Below are 19,649 nucleotides of genomic sequence, written 5' to 3' on the forward strand. Positions count from 1 at the left end.
CGTGACCGCGGAGGGCGCCGCGACGCCCGTCGTCGCCCCGCCCCGGCACCGCAGCCCGCTCCTGGCCGAGCGCGGCGCCGTGCCCGCCGCGGGCGCGGACGCGGGGGTCGCGTGGCACTATGGCGACCCGACGGCCGAGCAGCGCGCCCTGGCGCGCGGCGGGGCCGTCGTCGACCAGTCGCACCTGGGCGTCGTGACCGTCACCGGCCCCGACCGGCTCACCTGGCTGCACTCGCTGACCTCGCAGGACGTCGCGGCCCTGCCGCCGCGCACGTCGGCCGAGCTGCTCGTGCTCGACCCGCACGGGCACGTCGAGCACGCCGTCGGCCTCGTCGACGACGGCACCACCGCGTGGCTGCTGACCGAGACGGCCCCCGCCCTGGCCGCGTGGCTCGACCGCATGCGCTTCACGCTGCGCGTCGAGGTCGCGGACGTGACGGACGCCTGGGCGGCGCTCGCCGAGCCCGTCGACGCCGAGGGGGCGCCGGGGGAGCCCGTGACGTGGCGCGACCCGTGGCCGCGCACCGTGCCCGGCGGCACCCGCTACGGCGTCGCCGACGACGCGCACCCCGGCGCGGACCGGCGCTGGCGCGTCGTCCTCGTGCCGCGCGACCGGCTCGTCGCGGAGGTGCGCACCCGCACGGCCGCCGGGTGGCCGCTCGTCGGCACGTGGGCGTCGGAGGCGCTGCGCGTCGAGGCGTGGCGGCCGCGCGCGTCCCACGAGGTGGACGACCGCACGATCCCGCACGAGCTCGACTGGCTGCGCACCGCCGTCCACCTGCACAAGGGGTGCTACCGCGGGCAGGAGACGGTCGCGCGCGTGCACAACCTGGGACGCCCGCCCCGGCGCCTGGTCATGCTGCACCTCGACGGGTCGGGGCACCTGGTCCCGGAGGTCGGCGCACCCGTGCGGCTCCCCGGTGCGGCCGCGCCCACCGCGGGCGGCGCCGAGACGGCCGAGCAGGGCCGGCAGGTCGGCCGCGTGACGTCCGTCGCCCGGCACCACGAGCTCGGGCCGATCGCGCTGGCCGTGGTCAAGCGCTCCGTGCCCACCGACGCCGTCCTGCTGGTCGACTGCGACGGCGGTGCCGTCGCCGCCGGGCAGGAGGTCGTCGTGGACGGCGAGGGCGTCACGCCCGACCGTCCCGCCGCCCGCGGACCGCTGACCCGCGGGCTGGGGCAGCACCCGATGCTCGGGTCGTGAGCCCGGTGGGCGCCCGGCCGTGAGCGTGCGGGGCGAGGCGCGCGCGCTCACGTCGCAGGCGCTGCTGCGGCTGCACCTGGGCTCGCGCGTGCGGGCCGGGTGGGCGCGGGTGCGCGCGTCGTGGGCGCTGATCCTGCAGGCGTCGCTCGCCGCCGGCATCGCCTACGGCATCGGCCAGCACGTGTTCGGCCACGAGATGCCGTTCTTCGCCCCCGTCGCGGCGTGGCTCGCGCTCGGCTTCTCGCGCGACCGGTCGATGCGGCGCGTGGCCGAGCTGGCCGGGGGCGTCGCGATCGGGGTCGCCGCGGGTGACCTCGTCGTCCACGTCATCGGCTCCGGGCTGTGGCAGATGTCGCTGGTCCTGGCCGGCTCGGCGCTCGTCGGCCGGTTCCTGGACCGGGGGGCGCTGCTCACCACGCAGGCCGGGGTGCAGGCCATCGTCATCGTCGGGCTGCCGCAGATCGGCGGCGGGCCGTTCGGCCGCTGGATCGACGCCGTCATCGGGGGTCTGGTCGCGCTGGCGTTCGCCCTGCTGACCCCCACGGACCCGCGCCGGCACCCGCGGACGCTCGCACGGGCCGCGGTGCAGGAGCTGGCGACCGTGCTGCACGGCCTCGCGCGCGGGCTGCGCAGCGGGTCGGTCGAGGACGTCGAGGCCGCGCTGCTCACGGGCCGTGCGTCGCAGCCCGCCCTGGACGAGTGGCGCGACTCCGCCCGCTCGGCGGCCGAGCTCGTGCGCCTGGCGCCCGCGCACCGGCGGCACCGCGCGGAGCTCGACCGGTCGGTCGACGAGGCCGTGCTGCTCGACCGTGCGATGCGCAACGCCCGCGTGCTGGTGCGCCGCTCGGTCGCGGCCGTCGACGAGGGCCACGTCGCGCCGGCGCTCGGCGACGCCGTCGCGTCCGCCGCCCGCGCGACCGACGACCTGGCGGCCGCGCTGGGCGCCGGGCACGACCCGCGGGCGGCCCGCGACGCCCTGCACGCGCTCGCGGCCACCCTCGACCCGCACGTGCTGGTCCCCGACGACTGGAAGTCCCAGTCGCTGGTGCTGCTGCTGCGCTCGCTCGTCGTCGACCTGCTCGAGGCGGCCCGCGCCACGCCCGCCGAGGCGCGCACCGCCCTCCCCGAGCTGTAGGCCCGCGGCCGGTGGGGCCGTCACGTCACCGGGGAGCCCGCGGTCTCGTACGCTCGACGCCGTGAGCATCATCTGGTCCGCGCAGGTCTTCCTGTACTTCGTCTTCTACGCCGTGATCTTCGTGCTGTCCGTGTGGGCGCTCGTCGACTGCCTGCGCCGCCCCGCCGCCGCGTTCACCACCGCGGGCAAGCGGACGCGGACCTTCTGGACGTGGGTCCTGGTGGCCGCGACGGCCGTCGCGTTCATCTCGATCCCCCCGCCCTTCGGGGTCGGGCTGCCCTTCCCGGCGTTCCTCGCCCTGGGCAGCGCGGCCGCCGCGATCGTCTACCTCGTCGACGTGCGCCCGGCCGTCGCCCCGTACTCGGGCCGCCGGGGCGGCGGACCCTCGCGGGGCGGGTGGTGACGGCCCCCGACGTCGCGTCCGCCGCGGTCCCGCTCGCGCGGGTGCACCGCGGGGACCTCGTGGAGTCGGTCCACCTGGGCCACGTCGTGGTGCTCGCACCCGACGGCTCGGTGGCCCACGCCGCGGGCGACCCGGACGTCGTGATCTGGCCGCGGTCCTCGCTCAAGCCCGTGCAGGCGGTCGCCATGCTGCGGCACGGGCTCGACGTCGACGGGGCGGACCTGGCCCTGGTGTGCGCGAGCCACTCGGGCGAGCCCGGCCACCTGGAGGTCGTGACCGGGCTGCTCGCGGCCCACGGCCTGACCGAGGCGGACCTCGGCAACACGCCGGACTGGCCGTTGGCGCCGGACGCGGCCTGGCAGCGCCGGGCCGCGGGGCACGGCCCCGCGCCGCTGACCCAGAACTGCTCCGGCAAGCACGCGGGCATGCTCGCGACGTGCCGGGCGGCGGGCTGGCCGACGGACGGGTACCTGGACCCCGGGCACCCGCTGCAGCGGGCCGTCGTCGCGGTGACCGGCGAGCTGACCGGTGCGCCCGTCGAGCACGTCACGGTCGACGGCTGCGGAGCGCCCCTGCTGTCGACGACCCTCACGGGCCTCGCGCGGGCCTTCGCGACGATCGCGACGGCCGCCGCCCGCGACGACGGCTCGGCGCCCGCGCGCGTCGGACGGGCGATGGCGGCGCACCCCTGGCACGTCGGCGGGACGGGACGTGACGTCACGGCCTTCCTGACGGCCGTGCCCGGGCTCGTCGCCAAGGACGGGGCCGACGGGGTGTACGCGGCCGGGCTGCCGGGCGGCGGCGCCGTCGCGTTCAAGGTGCTCGACGGCGGCGGGCGTCCGCGCCCCGTCGTGCTGGCCGCCGCGCTGGCGCTCGCGGGCGTCGACCCGGCGCTCCTGGCGGACGCCGCTCGCACGCCGGTGCTGGGGCACGGGCAGCCGGTCGGTGCGGTGCGCGCGACGTTCGGCCCCGACGCGTGAGCCGGCGGCCACGGTGAGGGCGGTCGTGCAGCGCGTCACGCGCGCGGCGGTGCGGGTCGAGGGGGAGGTCGTCGGCGCGATCGACCGGCCCGGGCTGCTCGCGCTCGTCGGCGTGACGCCCGGGGACGGCCCGGAGCAGGTCGAGCTGGTCGCCCGCAAGATCGCCGAGCTGCGGATCCTGCGTGACGAGCGCTCCGCCGTCGAGGTCGGCGCCCCCGTGCTCGTCGTCAGCCAGTTCACGCTGTACGCCGACGTGCGCAAGGGCCGGCGTCCTACGTGGAACGCCGCCGCCCCCGGGGCGGTGGCCGAGCCGCTGGTGGACGCCGTGGTCGTGGCGCTGCGGGCGCGCGGGCTCGAGGTCGCGACCGGGCGGTTCGGCGCCGACATGGCCGTCGAGCTCGTCAACGACGGACCGGTGACGATCCTCGTGGCGTCCGAGCCGACCGGCTGAGGCGCCGTCCACAGGTTGCACGGTCCGGTGCGACGCGCGGCACCCGCCCGGCCGGCGCCGCGTCGGGCGCCGCTCCGGCAGTCCGACGGGTGCCCCGTTGCCGAGCGTTCCTGCAGGTGAGAGCCGTGCGCGGCGGCACCCACCCCGTGCTTAGCCCTGCCCTGCCCGCGCCGCAAGGGCCTGGGGGACCGTTTCTCGTCCACACCCTGTGTCCACAGCCGCGTCCACAGGGTGACCAGCCAACTCACCCGTGAGCCACAGGGCTGTGGACGCAGGGTGTGGACACGCGGACCAGGTTCACCCGGTCGCGCGCCGGGACGGCGCCCGGCCTAGCGTGGGCCCATGACCGACCGGACGACGCTGCCGCTGCTGCCCGACGACGCGCTCACGCGCGTCCTGTGCGTCGTCGCGCACCCCGACGACCTCGAGTACGGCACGTCCGCCGCGGTCGCCGCGTGGACGGCCCGCGGCGTCGAGGTCGCGTACCTGCTGCTCACGCGCGGCGAGGCGGGCATGGACGCCCTCGAGCCCGCGCAGGCCGCCGAGCTCCGGGTCCGCGAGCAGGTGGCCGGCTCGCACGCGGTCGGCGTCACGCAGGTCGAGTTCCTCGAGCACCCGGACGGCGTGCTGCAGTACGGGCTCGGGCTGCGCCGCGACGTCGCCGCCGCGATCCGCCGCACCCGCCCCGACGCGGTGCTCACCACCTCGTGGGCCGAGGAGACGCCCGTGGGCCTCAACCAGGCCGACCACCGCGCCGCGGGGCTCGCCGTGGCCGACGCCGTACGCGACGCCGGCAACCGGTGGGTGTTCCCCGAGCTGCTCGCCGAGGGCCTCGAGCCGTGCCCCGTGCGCTGGCTGCTCGTGGCCGGGGACCCGCACCCCACCCACGGCGTCGACGTCACCGGTGAGCCGCTGCGACGCGGGATCGCGTCCCTCGAGGCGCACCGCGAGTACCTCGCGCTGCTGCCGTGGCACCCGGCCCCGGCCGAGCTGATCCCGGCGGTCACGGCCGAGCAGGGCCGGCACGTCGGCGTCGAGCACGCCGTGACGCTGCGCGCGATCGACCTGCAGGCGCCGCCCCCCGTGCTGCGGAGCACGTCCTGACCGGCACGACGCCCGCGGCCGTCCTCCTCAGCCCAGCCGCAGCAGCGCCCGCAGCGTGCGGACCACGCCGTTGTCGTTGTTGGACGGCGCGACGAACCGCGCACGGGCCCGCACGTCGGGGTGCGCGTTGTCCATCGCGAACGACCAGTGCGCGGCCTCGAGCATGCCGATGTCGTTGAAGTAGTCGCCGAACGCCACGGTCTGGTCCGGGCCGACCCCCAGCGCGCGCTGCACGTCGCGCAGCGCGTGGCCCTTGTCGGCGTCGGGGCTCATGACGTCGACCCAGTGCTCGCCGCTGACCAGGACGCGCGCCACCCCGCCGAACCGGGTCAGGGCCGGGCCCGCGCCGGTGTCCGCCGGGCCGAAGTCGTAGACCGCCACCTTGAGGACGGTGTCCTCGACGGCCGTCAGGTCGGGCACCTGCTCGAGCAGGGCGTAGTACGGCTCGCACTGCGCCAGGAACGGCGCGTCGGTGCGCTCGACGTACGCGCTGCGCAGCCCGCACAGCACGACGCCCAGGTCGGCGCCGGCTGTGGTCAGCCGACGGACCCGGCGCACGACGTCCCGTGCGACGCGGGCCTCGAGCCCGTGGACCGCCAGCGCGGCGCCGTCCCGCACCACGTGCGCACCGTTCTCCGCCACGTACACCAGGTCGTCGCGGCCCATCTGCCGGCGCAGCGTCGCGTACTGACGACCGCTCGCGGGGCAGACGGTCACGCCGCGCGCGACGAGCGTGTCGAGCAGCGGCCAGAAGGACGGGTCGATGCGCTTGGCGTCGTCGAGCAGCGAGCCGTCCATGTCGACGGCGACGAGACGCACGTCGGGGACGACGGCGAGGCGGGGCAGATCGATCGGGGGCACCGGATGATCCTCGCACCGGCTCACCGGTTGCGGCGCCCGCCGCCACCGCCCGCTCGCGGACCCCGCCCCCGACCGGGCGACCCGGGCCGCGCGACCCGGGCTGGATCGCCCTCCCGAGGGCCGCGAGGATGGGCGGATGACGGGAGACGACCGGCGGGTGCTGCGGGCGGGGCCGGGACCCCTCGACGTCGCGGGCGTGCTGCTGACGCCGGGCGCCGGGGCGACGCGCGAGCACCGCACGCTCGTCGCGCTCGACGAGGCCCTGACGGCGCTCGGCGTCGCGGTGCGTCGGGTGGACCTGCCGCGCGGCGCGCGGGCCGCGCCGGCGCGCGTGCGCGAGGAGGCGGACGCGTTCGCGGCGGACCTGGGGGTGCCGACGGAGCGGCTCGTGGTCGGCGGGCGGTCGTTCGGTGGGCGGATGTGCTCGGCCGCCGTCGCGGACGGGCTGCCCGTGGCCGGCCTGCTGCTGCTGTCCTACCCGCTGCACCCGCCGGGCCGGCCCGGGACGCTGCGCGTCGAGCACCTGCCGCGGATCACCGTGCCGGTCCTGGCCGTCAGCGGCGCCACCGACCCGTTCGGCACACCCGACGAGCTCGCGACGCACCTGGCGACGGTGGCCGGCCCGACGACGCTCGTCGTCGTCCGTGGCCCGCACAGCCCCGCGGACCCGCCGGTCGTCGCGGCCGTGCGCGCGTGGCTCACCTGAGCCGGTCCCCGCGGGGGAGCAGCGCGGCGCTCAGGGCCGCTCGTCGTCGCTCGCGAACCCCGGCCGGGCGGCTCGCTCCGCCGGGGACTCGAGCTCCTGGAAGAAGGTGATCTCGAGCGACCCGGGCGCGCGCAGACGCGAGTTGAGGGACTGCCACGGCGTCCGCACGGGCGGTGCCAGCAGCTCGGCGCCGCCCGCCGTCGCGGCGTCCGTCGCGGCTGCCGCGTCGTCGACCTCGAACGCCACGCGCAGCGGCGCGCCGACCAGGCCGTCGGTCTCCACCTCGTCGATGACGCGCTTGTGCGCCGGGCTGGCGATCTCCAGGGTGGCGCGCCCGACGTCGAGGATGGCGACGCGGTCGTCACCGCCCTCGGCGAAGGCCGCGATCTCCGTCAGGCCGAGCAGGTCGCGGTAGAACGCGACGGCCCGGTCGTAGTCCTGCGCCTCGACGACGAGGCGGAGCTGCGTGATGCGGGGTGAGCTCGTCATGGACCCATCATGGGCCGGTCGTCAGGGGGCGGCGAGCAGCCTCGCGACGAGCTCCGGCAGGGCCGCGTCGATCGGGTCGCGGAGGATCTCGTCGGCCAGGTGGTCGTACGCGGTCGGCTCGGCGTTGACGACGACGAGCCGTGCGCCCGCGTCGACGGCCAGCGGCACGAGCCCGGCGACGGGGTGCACGGTCAGCGTCGTGCCGACGGCGACGAACGTGTGCGCGTCGCCCGCCGCGGCGGCCGCGCGCTCGAGCGCGTCCTCATCCAGGCGCTCACCGAAGTACACGACGTCCGGCTTGAGGACCCCGCCGCACGTGGTGCAGCGCGGGTCCGGCTCGGCGTCCAGGCGCGCGAGCACGTCGCGCGTCGGCACCGTCGCGCGGCAGCGCAGGCAGGACGTGGTGGCGAGCGTCCCGTGCAGCTCGACCACCCGGTCCGGGGCGCTGCCCGCCGCCTGGTGCAGGCCGTCGAAGTTCTGCGTGAGCACCGCGAGGAGCGCGCCGGCACGCTCGAGGTCGACGAGCGCGCGGTGCGCCGCCGTCGGGCGCGCGTGCCACGCGGGGTGCTCCGCCCACGCCCGCCAGCCGCGCGCGCGGACGTCCGCGTCGCGCGCGTACGGGCCGATGTCGAGCAGGTCCGCCGCGGCCGGGTCGCGCGTCCACACGCCCTGCGGCCCGCGGAAGTCGGGGATGCCCGACGCGGTCGAGATGCCCGCACCCGTCAGCACGGTCACGGTCGGCGGGTCGTCGGCGTGCGGCACGGGCGCGTCCTCGTCGTCGGGGCCCGGGCGGCCCCGGGCTCCCGGCGAGCGTAGGACGCGCACGGCGTCAGGGCGTGCGGACGGCGTCAGGTCGTCAGGGCGGCGACGACGCGCTCGACGTCCGACGCGTCGTTCCACACGTGGAAGGCGAGCCGCACGCCGCCGCCGCGGCCGGCGACCCGCAGCCCCGCGGCGGTCAGGCGGGCGCGCACGGTGCCCGCGTCGTCGTCCGGCAGCGACACGATCGCCGACCCCGCGGCCGGCAGGCCCAGCCGCGCGCGCAGGCCGTCGGCGAGCCCGACGTCGTGGGCGTGCACCTCGGCGACGTCCACCCGGGCGAACGCCTCGAGCGCGGGCGCGGCGCCCACCCACGCCAGCCACGCCGGCGAGGTGTCGAACCGGCGCGCCCCCGGCGCGAGCCGCATGTCGGTCCCGTAGACCGACGTCCACGGGTCGGCACCCGCGTACCAGCCGGCCGCGAGCGGCCGCAGGCGCGCGTCGGCCTCGGGCGTCGTGGTGAGGAACGCGGTGCCGCGCGGTGCGCACAGCCACTTGTACGCCGAGCAGACGGTGACCTCGGGGCCGTGCGTGGCGGGGTCCAGCGGGTACCAGCCGGCGGCCTGGGTGACGTCGAGCACCCGCAGCGCGCCCACGTCGGACGCCGCGGCCCGCACCGCCGCGAGGTCGACGACGCGCCCGTCGCGGGACTGCACGAGCGACGTCGCGACGGCGTCGCACCCGTCGGCGACCGCGTCGGCCAGGTGCTCGAGCGGCACGGCGCGCACCCGCACGCCGCGGTCCGCGTGCGCGAGGAACGGGTAGGTCACGGACGTGAAGTCACCGTCGGGCACGACGACCCGCGCACCGTCGGGGAGCGCCGCCGCGACCAGTCCGACGAGCGGCGAGGACTGGGCGGCGATCGCGACCCGGTCCACGTCGACGCCCGCGATGCGCGCGTACGCGCTGCGGGACGCGGCGACGGCGAGGTCGTACGTCGCCGGGGTGGCGTGCCCGGCGGCCCACGCGTCGAGGGCGTCGCGCAGCGCGGCGGTCGTCGTCGTCAGCGGCAGGCCGGACGTCGCCGCGTCGAGGTACCCGGGGACGGGGGCGACGCGGGCACGCAGGTCGGCGAGGGGGAGCGTGGACGTGGCGGGGGAGGGGGCGGCCATGACGTCCACTGTGGCGAGGCCGAAGTCATCACACAACGACGACTTCAAGGGGGAACACATCACGCGGCGTTATGGTCGTCGGGTGGCCCGCCATCACCGTCCGGAGCCGGCCCTGCCGTCTCCCGCCGCACCGCCCGACCCCACCCCCCGCGTCCCTCCCGGCCTCACGCCCGGCGTCCTGCCCGGCGCCCCGCCCGGCGGCACGGCCCCCGCCGGGCTCGGCGCGCTCGACGTCGGTGCGCTGCGCATGGTCCAGGCCGTCGCCGAGCACGGCACCCTGACCGCCGCCGCCGCGTCCCTCGGCGTCGGCCAGCCGGCGGTGTCCCAGCACCTGCGACGCCTCGAGCGGCGGCTGGGGACCGCGCTGCTCGACAGGTCGGGGCGCAGCGTGCGCCTCACCGAGGCGGGGCGCGTGCTCGCCCGCCACGGCGCCACCGTCACGGCCGCCCTGCACGCCGCCGTCGCCGAGGTCGGGGCGCTCGCCGGGCTGCGCGCCGGCGTCGTGCGCCTCGTCGCGTTCCCCTCCGCGTGCGCGTCGCTCGTCCCGCGTGCGCTCGCGGACCTGCGCCGCCACCACCCCGGGCTGTCCGTCACCCTCGTCGAGGCCGAGCCGCCGGAGTCCGTCGGCCTGCTCGCGTCGGGCGACGCCGACGTGGTCCTCACGTTCACGTACGAGCCCGGCGGGCTGCCCGACGACGACCGCCTCGCCCACCGCCACCTGCTCGACGACCCGACGCTCGTCGCGCTGCCCGCCGAGCACCCCGCGGCCGGCGCGCGCACGCTCACGCTCGGCGACCTCGCCGACGAGACCTGGATCGCGGGGTGCCCCCGCTGCCGCGGGCACCTCCTCGCCGCCGGCCGGGCCGCCGGGTTCGAGCCGCGCGTCGCGTACGCGACCGACGACTACCCGGCCGTGCTCGGCCTCGTCGCGGCCGGCCTGGGGGTCGCGGTGCTGCCCGGCCTGGTGCGCGGGACGGCGGCCGGCGTGCCCGGTGTGGTGCTGCGGCCCGCGGCCGGCACCTCGCACCGGCGCGTGCACGCCGTGTCGACCCCCGACCTGCTGCGCGTCCCCGCCGTCGCTGCGGTCGTGGACGCGCTGGCGCGCGCAGCGGGGTGATGCCCGCAGGCGCGGTGCGCCGGGGCCCCGCCCGCGCGACGTAGCGTGAGGGCATGGACCCGACCACCGGCCCCACCACGGCGCCCGGGCTGCCGCGCCCGGGCCGCGGCCGTGTCGTCATGCAGGTGCGCTGGTCCGACGTCGACCTGTTCGGTCACGTCAACAACGCCGCGTTCCTGCGGTACCTGGACGACGCGCGCTTCACGCTGTTCCCGCGCATGGGCGTCGACGAGGTCGGCGCGATGACGGCGTCGCTGCTGGTCGTCGTCAAGCACGAGATCGACTACCTCGCACCGATCCGGTTCCGGCAGGAGCCGGTCGTCGTCGAGGTGTGGGTGCCGCGGCTCGGGCGCTCCTCGGTGGACTTCGCGTACGAGGTCCTCGACGGCGCGGCGCCCGGGGCTGCCGTGGCGCTACGCGCCCGCTCGCGCATGGTGCAGCTCGACCGCGCGTCGCACACGCCGCGGGCCTTCACCGACGAGGAGCGGTCGACGTTCGCGGCCTTCCCGGGGGCGTCGCCGGACCTGCACCCCTGGTGACCTGTCCACGTCCCGAGACGCGCGCTGCGCGAGACCGGGCTGGTGTCGCTCACCCCGCGAGTGAGTGATCTGAGCCCGGTCTCGCAGCGGGCTCGTCCCACGACGTGGACCGGTGATCAGGCGAGGGTGACGGCCGTCAGCACGGGCGTCGGCGCGATCGCGAACCCGCCGAGCACGCCGGCGACGGGCTTGGACGGCGGCGGCGCGTACTCCGAGCGGGTCGACGTGCGCAGACCCGCGCGGACGAGCGCGGTCGCGAACGTCGTCGCCGCCGCCACGCCGTCGACGACCGGCACCCCGACCGCGGCGGAGATCCGGTCCGTGAACGCGGCCATGCCGGCGCACCCGAGCACCACGGCGTCCACGTCGTCGGCCTCGACGGCCGCGCGGCACGCCGCGGTGACGCGCTCGAGGGCGCCGGAGGCCGGGTCCTCCAGCGCCAGCACCGGGATGTCGCACGCGTGCACGGCGGCGCACGCCCCCGCGAACCCGTACCGGTCGAGCAGCTCGTGCGCCCGGCCGACCGTGCGGCCCAGCGTCGTCACGACGCTGAACCGCCGGGCGACCATCGTCGCCGCGTGGAACGCCGCCTCCGCGACGCCCAGCACCGGGCCGCGTGCGAGCTCACGGGCCGCGTCGAGCCCGGGGTCCCCGAAGCACGCGACGACGTACGCGTCGACCCCGTCGGCCTCGCCGAGCCGCACCTGCTCCAGGACGCCGACCGCGGCCAGCGCCTCCTCGTAGTGGCTCTCGATCGACGCCGGGCCCGTGGTGGGCTGCACGGCGTCGACGTGCACGCCGGGCCCCGCCACCGCCCGGGCGGACCGACCGACGAGGTCGGTCATCGCCCGGGTGGTGTTGGGGTTGACCACCCGGAGGCGGATCGTGCCGTCGGTCACGGCGTGCCCGCGGAGCCCGTCGGCCGGGCGTGCTGGCCGACGACCGCGGAGACGTCCTGGGTGCCGTCGGACACGTGCGGGTCGGACGCGTCGAGCACCGGGATCTGCGGGTTGCGGCGCTCGAGGAAGACGAAGACGGCGAACCCGAGCCCGCAGCCGACGAACCACGAGTACGACGCGATCCAGGTGACGTCGAACAGGCCGAGCGACGCCGCGAGCTTGGGCAGGACGGCGGTCGAGATCGCGACCAGACCGGCCCCGACGACGGTCGCCAGCGCGTTGCGGTTGTAGCCGCGGGTGTACCAGTAGCGGCCGGTGGGGGCCATGGAGAACATGTCGTCGACGTGGATGCGCTGCTTGCCGATGACGTAGTACGCGGCGATGAGGATGCCGAAGAGCGGGCCGATGAGAGCGCCGAGGACGCCGAGCGTGTAGTGGATCGCCTCGGCGTTGTTGTACCAGTTCCAGGGCGTGAGGAGCACGGAGCCGACGGCGGCGATCATGCCGCCGGTACGCCACGAGATCCGCTGCGGCGCGACGTTGGAGAAGTCGAACGCGGGGGCGATGAAGTTGGCGACGATGTTGATGCCGACGGTCGCGATGACGAACGTCAGGCCGCCGAGCAGGATCGCGAACTCCGTGTCGATGGCCTCGACGGTCTCGATCGGGTCCGTCAGCAGCTCCCCGAACACCGGCACGGTGGCCGACGCGCACACGACGGTCAGCAGCGAGAAGAACAGGAAGTTGACCGGCAGGCCGAGGAAGTTGCCGCGCTTGACCGCCTCGAAGGACCGCCCGTAGCGCGAGAAGTCGCCGAAGTTGAGCATCGGGCCGGAGAAGTACGACACCACCAGCGCGATGGCCGAGAACATGACGGGGATCGACGCGGCGAACGTCAGGGGCGGGCCGGAGGACAGGTTCAGCGAGATGTTCTCCCAGCCGGCCTCGGAGACGAGGTAGATCGCCAGGACGATCATGACGACGTACACGGCCGGGCCCGCCCAGTCGATGAACTTGCGGATCGACTCCATGCCGTTCCAGAACACCGCGGCCTGCGCGACCCACAGGATCGCGAAGGAGATCCAGCCGAGCGTCGACAGCCCGAGGAACGAGGTCTCGAGCAGCCGCGCCGAGCTCGGGACGAACTTGAGGAAGATGATGTTGAGCGCCGCCGACGCGAGGTACGTCTGGACGCCGTACCAGGCCACCGCGATGAGGCCGCGGATGACGGCGGGGATGTTGGCGCCGAGCACGCCGAACACCGCCCGGTTGATGACCGGGTAGGGCACCCCGGTCCTCTGGCTGGGCTTGGCGACGAGGTTGCAGAACACCTGGACGATGACGATGCCGACGACGAGCGACACGAGCACCTGCCAGGACGCGATGCCGAGCGCGAACAGCGAGCCGGCGGTCACGTAGCCGCCGACGCTGTGCACGTCGGACATCCAGAACGCGAAGATGTTGTACGACGACCACGTCTGCTTCTTCAGCGGGGCGAGGTCCTCGTTGGTGAGCCGCGGATCGTACGTCGCCTTGATCTCCACGGCGTCGCCGGGCGTGCCCGCCGGCTGGAGGACGTCGTGCGGGCTGGGGGCGTCGGCGGTGGCGACGGGCCCGTCCGTAGGGACGGCAGGGGTGTCCTGGGGAGCTGTCATGGCGGTCCTCGCACTCGGGACGTCGGGGAGGGGGAGAGGTGCGTGGTGCGGGCACTCGGGTGCGTGGTCGGTGCGGCCCGACCGGGCGGGACCACCCTTGGCCGAGGGTGGCGGATCACGTACCGTGAACGGTCCTGAAGCAGGGGCTCCCGGACTGTGCTGCGGCGTGAATCTATGGCTTCACAAGAGGCGACGGGTTTCACCTGTGTGAACTTCCTGCTTCACGCCTGATGGACGCTCGACCAGGGAGGGATGCCGTGAGCACCGCGCCGGACACCGGGAGCCTGCTGGCGTCCTTCGACGCGGAGCAGCTCGGGGCGCGGCTGCGCGGGCTCCGCGAGGACCGCGGTCTCACGCTGCGCGAGGTCGGCGGCCGCCTCGGCATCTCGGCCAGCGCCGTCTCCCAGATCGAGCGCGGCGTCCTGCGGCCGTCCGTCAACCGCCTGTTCGAGCTGGTCACCGCCATGGACGCGACGCTCGTCGACGTCTTCGGCGGCACCTCCGGCACGCCGGACCTGGAGCTGTCGACACCCGTGCCCGACGGGTACGTCGTGCGGCGCGCGGTCGAGGTGGAGTCGGTCACCCTCGAGGGCGGGGTCGTCTACCGGCGCCTGTCGCCCGGCATCTCGCACGACGTCGACTTCTTCGAGTCGACGTACCCGCCGCACACCGTCGCCGGCCGTGCGCACGAGCTCGTGACGCACGTCGGGTACGAGATCGGGACCGTGCTGCACGGTGAGCTGACCGTCGACTTCAGCGACGAGCGGGTCGTCCTGCGCGCCGGCGACACCATCTCGTACGCGTGCTCGACACCGCACCGCCTGAGCAACCGCTCCGACGGGACCACGGTGGCGACCTGGCTCATCGTCCACCCGGGCGCCGCGCGCTGACGCCCGCCGGGCGCCCGCGCCCGGGGGGTCAGGGGGTGGCGTCCAGGCGGGCCGCGACGTCGGGCGGGAACCCGCCCGTCGCGAGCGGGCCCCAGCGCTCGGGGGTCACGCGGATCAGGCTCTTGCCCTGCAGCCGCATCGCCGCGCGGTACTCGTCCCAGTCGGGGTGCTCGCCCGCGATGCAGCGGTAGTAGTCGACGAGCGCGTCCTCGGCCTCGGGCAGGTGCAGCACCTCGGCACGCCCGTCGACCTGCACCCACGGGCCGTCCCACTCGTCCGACAGCACGCAGACGCTCACGCGCGGGTCGCGCTGCGCGTTGCGGGCCTTGGCGCGGTCCGGGTACGTCGAGACGACGATGCGGCCCGCGTCGTCGACGCCACCGCTCACCGGGGACACCTGCGGGCGCCCGTCCGTCCGCGTCGTCACCAGGAGCAGGTGGTGCCGCGGGCGGACGAACTCCAGGAGCCCGGCCAGGTCGACGGTCGTGGTCGTCGCGATGCTGCGTGCCATGCCCCGACCCTACGACCGGGCCCGGCGGCCCGGCGGCCCGGACCGGCGCCGGGGTGTCCGGACTGTGCGGGATCGTCCGGAGCGGACCCCGGCGCGTGACCCGGCGGCACCGCGTGCGTGAGCATCACCACCGGAGGGTGCGGTCCACGCACCGGCACGACCCGCGGCCCGCCGCGGCAGCACAACCTGGAGGACGCTCATGGGACCGATCCGACGCCTGGCGGCCGGGGCCGTCGTCGTCGCGCTGCTCGCGGCAGGGTGCACGGCCGCCGCCGACGAGCCGGAGCAGACCGCGACGCCCGCACCGTCGCCCACCGCCGACGCCGGGCCGGGGAGCCTGACGATCCGCTGGCTCGCGTACTCGCCGGGCGGCGAGGGGTCGGTCGGCGAGACCGAGCTGACCCGCACGCCGCTGGACGACGGCGACTTCCGCGTCGAGTTCTCCGAGAACGAGGTCGGTGGCATCGGGCCGTCGGCGCAGGCGGGCGCGTGGAACGCGGCGATCGTGTCCACGCTGCTGCTCGGCATGCCGCTCAGCGGCGAGTTCCGGTTCGCGACCAGCGGCAAGGTCGACGGTCCGAGCGCCGGTGCGCTGACCACCGCCGGGCTGATCGCGCTGCAGCGCGGCGACGAGATCCTCGACGACGTCACGATGACCGGCACCATCAACCCGACCGGCACGATCGGCCCCGTCGGCGGCATCCCCGAGAAGGTCCGGGCCGCCGCGGCCGAGGGCTTCACGAGGGTCCTGGTGCCGCTCGGCCAGCGCAACTCCCCGGACCAGGCCGGCGAGGTCGTCGACGTCGTGCGGCTGGGGGAGAGCGAGGGCGTGGACGTCATCGAGGTCGGCGACGTCTACGAGGCGTACGGGCACCTCACCGGCAGCCCGCTGGGCGCTCCGCAGCTCGGCGCGGACCCGCGCCTGTCCAACGTGTCCTACGACAAGGTGGCCGCGCAGGTCACCACGACCCTCGCGCGCTACGACACGGCGTTCCGCCGGTTCGAGGCGCTGCCGGGACCCGTGCGGAACATGCTGGTCGGCACCGGGCTGCTCGACGTGGCCACGTCCGCGGCCGTCGAGGCGCGGGACCTCGCCCAGCAGGGCCAGCAGGCGGGCGCGTTCCTCTCCGCGCAGGAGGCCGCGATGATGGCCGAGACGCTGGTCGGCGCCGGCGAGTGGCTCAACCCGCTGTACACCCAGGGCCTGCCGGGCCTGACCCTGCTGTTCCAGGCGGCGCTCGACGTGAGCCCGACCACGGCACGCGTCACCGGGTTCCTCGACCAGCTGTCCACGTACTCCCCGCGCTCGGTGACCGACGTCGAGGGCCTGGTCAACGCCTACTCCGGGGCGTTCGACGCCTACGTGCTGCTCGTGTTCGCCCACGAGCGGATCGCCGCCGTGGCGGCGCAGAACGAGGCCGGCGGGTACCTCGACTTCGAGACGCTCTTCACCGACCTCGCCCAGCCCCTGCTGTACGCGCGGCTGGCCGAGACGATGGTGACCTCGACGCAGGCGACCTTCGAGCTGGGGCGCGACAACCCGGGCGTGCCCGTGGACGAGGACGTCGACCTGGAGTCGGTCGGCGACTTCTTCCGCCGGGGGGCCGACGCCAACCACACCGCGTTCCGCGAGATCTTCGTCGTCCCGCTCGCGCAGCAGTACGGCACGACGGAGGAGGACGTCCTGGCCCGGCTCGCGGGCAACGACATGGCCGTCGCGTTCGCGACCGTCGAGCGCAACCTGCTGCCCGTGATCGAGCAGTACATCGGTGAGGGCAAGCCCAACGCGCACTACGCCGCGCTCGCCTACGGCGTGACCAACTACGTGCGCAACGCCGGCCTCATCGACAAGTACTACAACAACGCCGAGCTCGGGCCGGACCTCACGATCGTCGGCGTGCGGTGGCAGGCGGCGCTGAACCGGGCGCTCGACCTGGGCCGCCAGCAGCTGGGCAGCGAGATCACCGCGCTGCGGGACGACGACATCGACCCCGTCCTGAGCGTCGGCTCCTACGAGGCTGCCGGCGTCATGCGCAACGGCACCGACGCCGACCGGTTCGGGGCCGTCCGGCAGTACAGCACCGGGTTCGTCACCGCCCGCGTCGTGTCCTACCTGGCCGGGCGGGACGTCGCGGCGGACGTCACGGGCTGAGCGCGCCGGCCGGGTCCGCGGCGAGCACGTCCGCGGGCCCGGCCAGCGCCGCCAGACCGGCCCGTGCACGGCCCCCCTCGTGCGGGTCCTGCAGCGACGTGGCCAGCACGTCGGCGGCGCGGTACCCGGCCACCGCCAGGTCGTGCGCGCCGAGGTCGCGGTGCGCGTCGGCCAGGTTGTTCAGCACCGACGCCTCCAGGTGCGGGTCGCCGACGGACCGGGCCAGCGCCAGGGCCTCGCGGTGGTGCTCGACCGCGCGCGCCTGGTCGCCCGTGGCGCCCAGCGCCAGCCCCACGTTGGTGACGGCGTAGGCCATCGTCCGCTCGTCGTCCTGCGCGACGGCCAGCCGGTGCCCGTCGCGGGCGGCGACGAGCGCCTCGTCCGGGCGCCCGAGCTCGATGAGCACGTCGGACAGGTTCACCAGCGCGCGGGACTGGTCGTCGCCGTGCCCCACGGACGCGCTCTCCGCGGCCGCGAGCCGGTGCGCGTCGGCGGCCTCCGTCAGCCGGCCGGCGCGCCGCAGGACGATCCCCAGGTTGTCGCGCGTCATGCTCGCGCGGTGCACGCGCCCGGTCGCGAGGAAGTCGTCGACGAGGTCCGCGAACAGCTGCGCCGCCTCGTCGAGCCGTCCCGTCTGGGCGGCGACCACCCCGAGGGCCTGCACGCACTCCTCGACGTGCGCCCGCTCGCCGAGGGCCTCGAACCCGCGTCGCGCGGACGTCAGCAGGGCCGTCGCGTCGTCCCACTCGCCGCGCCACGCGGCCATGCGGCCCAGCGCGAGCGTCGCGCGCAGCACCCCCGCCTCGTCGCCCGTGGCGCGTGCGACGGCGCGCGCCCGCGTGTGCAGCACGTGCGCGGGCCGCCAGCGGGAGAAGTAGTTGAACGCCCAGGTCAGCGCCTCGGAGAGCTCGACGACCTGCTCCGGGTCGGGGTGCGTCCCGGGGTCGACCAGCAGCACCGCGTCGACCGTGAGCCGGTCCAGCCACGCGCGCGCCTCCGCCGGGCCCGGTGTCGGCCAGCCCTGCCGCGTGCGGCTGGTGTGCACGGCCTTGTCCTGCCCGAGGACGTGGTGCACGGCCCACGCGCGCTGCACCCACAGCTCGCGCAGCCGCGCGACGGCCTCCGTGCGCGCCGACGGCGGGTCCTCGTCCTGCCCGACCCCGGCGGCGAACGCCCGCACCAGGTCGTGCAGCCGGATCCCGCCGGCGGTGTCGCGCTGCACGAGGTGCACGGCCTCGAGCGCCGCCACGTCCCGCTCCGCGACGCCGTCCGTGCTGCCCGTGAGCGCCGCGACCTCCGGCACCGTCAGCGCGGCGCACGGCTGCGCCGCGAGCAGCCGCAGCGTGCGCGCCGGGCGCGGCTCCAGGTCGACGTACGACAGGTGGAACGCGGCCCGCACGCCCTCCTCCACGCGGGCCGTGCGCCGGCGTGCCGCGACGTGCTCCGCGTGGTCGGCGAGCGACCACGTGGGCGTCGCGGCGACGCGCCGTGCGGTGAGGTCCAGCGCGAGCGGCAGCCCGCCCAGCTCCTCGACGATCCGGGCGGCGCCGGTCGGGTCGGCGTCGACGCGCGCCTGCCCGGCGACCTGCCGCAGCAGCTCGTGCGCCGCGCGCCGGCCCAGCGGGCGCAGCCGCACGCGCTCGTGCGGGACCCCGGCCGGCAGGGTCAGCCGGCGGCGCGACGTCACGACGAGGCGCAGGCCGTCGGTCCCGGCGAGGGCGACGACGTGGTCGGCCGCGGGCACGTCGTCGAGGATCAGCAGCACCCGGCCGCCCGCCAGGTGCGCGGCCAGCGCGGCGCGCGCGGTGGCCACGTCGGCCGTCGGGGGCAGGCGCACATCCAGGTGGCGGGCCGCGGCCGCGACCACCGCCATCGGCCCGGCCGGGCGGCGCGAGGCCGACGACCCGTCGACGTCCAGGTGCAGGACGCGCTCGGCCGCGCCCGCCGCCACGAGGTCCTGGCCGACGTGCCGGGCGAGGGTCGACTTGCCGACGCCCGCCATGCCCTCGACGAGCACCACCGGCACGTCGCGCTCGCGCACCGCCCGCCGGACGACCTCGAGCTCGCGCTGACGCCCGACGAGCAGGCCCGGAGCCTCGGTCCGCAGCCCGCTGCCGTGCGCGGCCTCGGTCCAGCGCCCCTGCGCGCCGTGCAGGCCGACCCCCGCCAGCCACGCCGCGGACTCCTCCGCGGTGAGCCCCAGGGCCGCGACGATGTCACCGACGAGCGTGACGTCGACCCGCCGCCGTCCGGGGCGGAAGCAGTCGTACACGGTGCTGCGGGCCGGTACGTCGCCGGGCTCGCCGCGCGCCGCCCGGCGGGCGCCGATGCGCTGGGCGATCTCCGCGAACGACGGCGAGCCGACCTGCCGACGCAGGGCGCCGAGCTGCTCCGCGACGACGTCGAGCTCGTCGGGTCGAGCCATCGGCGACCTCCCGCGTACCCGTGCTGGACAGGCGGCCCACCCTAGTGACCGGGTCCGCGTCCGGGCGTCGCTGACCACGGCTTTCACCCGCCCCGTCCGCCCGGGCCCGTCCGCCCGCCCGGCGGCCCGCGGCTGGCGGCCGCGGCTGGACACCCGGCCGGGTCACCACCGTCCGGGGGTCCAGCCCCGGGACAGTC

Annotated in this window: 19 protein-coding genes; 11 read left to right on the top strand and 8 right to left on the bottom strand. The window is 76.4% G+C overall.

Annotated elements, in window-relative coordinates; genetic code table 11:
• The first annotated feature begins 1 nt into the window (after position 1).
• The 6 genes from ygfZ to Cph01nite_RS14270 all read left to right on the top strand — a co-directional run bounded on the left by ygfZ (position 2) and on the right by Cph01nite_RS14270 (position 5,277).
• Positions 2 to 1,204, top strand: coding sequence for a CAF17-like 4Fe-4S cluster assembly/insertion protein YgfZ (gene ygfZ, locus Cph01nite_RS14245; RefSeq protein WP_203675295.1), 1,203 nt, complete (start codon positions 2 to 4; stop codon positions 1,202 to 1,204).
• A 19-nt stretch (positions 1,205 to 1,223) separates the two neighbouring features.
• Positions 1,224 to 2,339 carry an FUSC family protein gene (locus Cph01nite_RS14250; RefSeq protein WP_239069274.1) on the top strand — a complete coding sequence of 372 codons (1,116 nt, stop codon included), beginning with the start codon at positions 1,224 to 1,226 and terminating at the stop codon, positions 2,337 to 2,339.
• A 61-nt stretch (positions 2,340 to 2,400) separates the two neighbouring features.
• A complete protein-coding gene (locus Cph01nite_RS14255; protein ID WP_203675312.1) occupies positions 2,401 to 2,742 on the top strand; it encodes a DUF2516 family protein in 342 nt (113 codons plus the stop codon).
• Positions 2,739 to 3,722: an asparaginase gene (locus Cph01nite_RS14260; RefSeq protein ID WP_203675314.1), complete on the top strand. Its 984-nt coding sequence runs from the start codon at positions 2,739 to 2,741 to the stop codon at positions 3,720 to 3,722. The genes Cph01nite_RS14255 and Cph01nite_RS14260 overlap by 4 nt, the downstream gene beginning before the upstream one ends.
• Positions 3,723 to 3,735: 13 nt before the next feature.
• Positions 3,736 to 4,173, top strand: a complete 438-nt coding sequence (dtd, locus tag Cph01nite_RS14265) for a D-aminoacyl-tRNA deacylase (RefSeq protein WP_203675316.1) — start codon at positions 3,736 to 3,738, stop codon at positions 4,171 to 4,173.
• 342 nt (positions 4,174 to 4,515) lie between these two features.
• The gene (locus Cph01nite_RS14270; RefSeq protein WP_203675318.1) at positions 4,516 to 5,277 is read left to right on the top strand and encodes a PIG-L deacetylase family protein; all 762 of its coding nucleotides are present in this window, start codon (positions 4,516 to 4,518) and stop codon (positions 5,275 to 5,277) included.
• Positions 5,278 to 5,304: 27 nt separating this feature from the next.
• Here the strand turns inward: Cph01nite_RS14270 and Cph01nite_RS14275 are convergent, their stop codons facing one another.
• Positions 5,305 to 6,138: a Cof-type HAD-IIB family hydrolase gene (locus Cph01nite_RS14275; protein WP_275407407.1), complete on the bottom strand. Its 834-nt coding sequence runs from the start codon at positions 6,136 to 6,138 to the stop codon at positions 5,305 to 5,307.
• Positions 6,139 to 6,274: 136 nt separating this feature from the next.
• Between Cph01nite_RS14275 and Cph01nite_RS14280 the strand changes: the two genes are divergently transcribed.
• The gene (locus tag Cph01nite_RS14280; protein WP_203675320.1) at positions 6,275 to 6,844 is read left to right on the top strand and encodes an alpha/beta hydrolase family protein; all 570 of its coding nucleotides are present in this window, start codon (positions 6,275 to 6,277) and stop codon (positions 6,842 to 6,844) included.
• Between the two features lie 30 nt (positions 6,845 to 6,874).
• Here the strand turns inward: Cph01nite_RS14280 and Cph01nite_RS14285 are convergent, their stop codons facing one another.
• The 3 genes from Cph01nite_RS14285 to Cph01nite_RS14295 form a co-directional block, all read right to left on the bottom strand.
• On the bottom strand, positions 6,875 to 7,333 hold the full coding sequence (locus tag Cph01nite_RS14285) for a VOC family protein (RefSeq protein WP_203675322.1): 459 nt from the start codon (positions 7,331 to 7,333) through the stop codon (positions 6,875 to 6,877).
• 21 nt (positions 7,334 to 7,354) lie between these two features.
• Positions 7,355 to 8,095 carry an SIR2 family NAD-dependent protein deacylase gene (locus Cph01nite_RS14290; RefSeq protein WP_239069275.1) on the bottom strand — a complete coding sequence of 247 codons (741 nt, stop codon included), beginning with the start codon at positions 8,093 to 8,095 and terminating at the stop codon, positions 7,355 to 7,357.
• Positions 8,096 to 8,181: 86 nt separating this feature from the next.
• A complete protein-coding gene (locus Cph01nite_RS14295) occupies positions 8,182 to 9,264 on the bottom strand; it encodes an aminotransferase class V-fold PLP-dependent enzyme (RefSeq protein ID WP_203675324.1) in 1,083 nt (360 codons plus the stop codon).
• Between the two features lie 82 nt (positions 9,265 to 9,346).
• Between Cph01nite_RS14295 and Cph01nite_RS14300 the strand changes: the two genes are divergently transcribed.
• A complete protein-coding gene (locus Cph01nite_RS14300; RefSeq protein ID WP_239069276.1) occupies positions 9,347 to 10,381 on the top strand; it encodes a LysR family transcriptional regulator in 1,035 nt (344 codons plus the stop codon).
• 53 nt (positions 10,382 to 10,434) lie between these two features.
• Entirely contained in the window at positions 10,435 to 10,920 is a 486-nt protein-coding gene (locus Cph01nite_RS14305; protein WP_203675326.1) for an acyl-CoA thioesterase, read from the top strand.
• A 116-nt stretch (positions 10,921 to 11,036) separates the two neighbouring features.
• Here the strand turns inward: Cph01nite_RS14305 and Cph01nite_RS14310 are convergent, their stop codons facing one another.
• Positions 11,037 to 11,819 (bottom strand): aspartate/glutamate racemase family protein, encoded by a 783-nt coding sequence (locus tag Cph01nite_RS14310; protein ID WP_239069277.1) that lies wholly within the window; start codon positions 11,817 to 11,819, stop codon positions 11,037 to 11,039.
• Positions 11,816 to 13,474, bottom strand: a complete 1,659-nt coding sequence (locus tag Cph01nite_RS14315; protein WP_203675328.1) for an NCS1 family nucleobase:cation symporter-1 — start codon at positions 13,472 to 13,474, stop codon at positions 11,816 to 11,818. The genes Cph01nite_RS14310 and Cph01nite_RS14315 overlap by 4 nt, the downstream gene beginning before the upstream one ends.
• A 257-nt stretch (positions 13,475 to 13,731) precedes the next feature.
• On the opposite strand from Cph01nite_RS14315, the gene Cph01nite_RS14320 reads away from it, so the two are divergent.
• A complete protein-coding gene (locus tag Cph01nite_RS14320; protein WP_203675330.1) occupies positions 13,732 to 14,364 on the top strand; it encodes a helix-turn-helix domain-containing protein in 633 nt (210 codons plus the stop codon).
• Positions 14,365 to 14,392: 28 nt separating this feature from the next.
• Here the strand turns inward: Cph01nite_RS14320 and Cph01nite_RS14325 are convergent, their stop codons facing one another.
• Positions 14,393 to 14,875 (bottom strand): PPOX class F420-dependent oxidoreductase, encoded by a 483-nt coding sequence (locus Cph01nite_RS14325; protein WP_203675332.1) that lies wholly within the window; start codon positions 14,873 to 14,875, stop codon positions 14,393 to 14,395.
• Positions 14,876 to 15,074: 199 nt separating this feature from the next.
• On the opposite strand from Cph01nite_RS14325, the gene Cph01nite_RS14330 reads away from it, so the two are divergent.
• Positions 15,075 to 17,027, top strand: coding sequence for a S16 family serine protease (locus tag Cph01nite_RS14330; RefSeq protein ID WP_203675334.1), 1,953 nt, complete (start codon positions 15,075 to 15,077; stop codon positions 17,025 to 17,027).
• Here the strand turns inward: Cph01nite_RS14330 and Cph01nite_RS14335 are convergent.
• Entirely contained in the window at positions 17,017 to 19,452 is a 2,436-nt protein-coding gene (locus Cph01nite_RS14335; protein ID WP_203675336.1) for a tetratricopeptide repeat protein, read from the bottom strand. The two genes, Cph01nite_RS14330 and Cph01nite_RS14335, sit on opposite strands and share 11 nt — an antisense overlap.
• Positions 19,453 to 19,649 lie beyond the last annotated feature (197 nt).

Source organism: Cellulomonas phragmiteti, assembly GCF_016862775.1.
Classification (GTDB): Bacteria; Actinomycetota; Actinomycetes; order Actinomycetales; family Cellulomonadaceae; genus Cellulomonas; species Cellulomonas phragmiteti.

Excerpts from the sequence above, each read along its gene's own strand:
- Cph01nite_RS14270 (WP_203675318.1), top strand. The coding sequence starts at position 4,516 with ATGACCGACCGGACGACGCTGCCGCTGCTGCCCGACGACGCGCTCACG.
- Cph01nite_RS14280 (WP_203675320.1), top strand. The coding sequence starts at position 6,275 with ATGACGGGAGACGACCGGCGGGTGCTGCGGGCGGGGCCGGGACCCCTC.
- Cph01nite_RS14285 (WP_203675322.1), bottom strand. The coding sequence starts at position 7,333 with ATGACGAGCTCACCCCGCATCACGCAGCTCCGCCTCGTCGTCGAGGCG.
- Cph01nite_RS14295 (WP_203675324.1), bottom strand. The coding sequence starts at position 9,264 with ATGGCCGCCCCCTCCCCCGCCACGTCCACGCTCCCCCTCGCCGACCTG.
- Cph01nite_RS14305 (WP_203675326.1), top strand. The coding sequence starts at position 10,435 with ATGGACCCGACCACCGGCCCCACCACGGCGCCCGGGCTGCCGCGCCCG.
- Cph01nite_RS14315 (WP_203675328.1), bottom strand. The coding sequence starts at position 13,474 with ATGACAGCTCCCCAGGACACCCCTGCCGTCCCTACGGACGGGCCCGTC.
- Cph01nite_RS14325 (WP_203675332.1), bottom strand. The coding sequence starts at position 14,875 with ATGGCACGCAGCATCGCGACGACCACGACCGTCGACCTGGCCGGGCTC.
- Cph01nite_RS14330 (WP_203675334.1), top strand. The coding sequence starts at position 15,075 with ATGGGACCGATCCGACGCCTGGCGGCCGGGGCCGTCGTCGTCGCGCTG.
- Cph01nite_RS14335 (WP_203675336.1), bottom strand. The coding sequence starts at position 19,452 with ATGGCTCGACCCGACGAGCTCGACGTCGTCGCGGAGCAGCTCGGCGCC.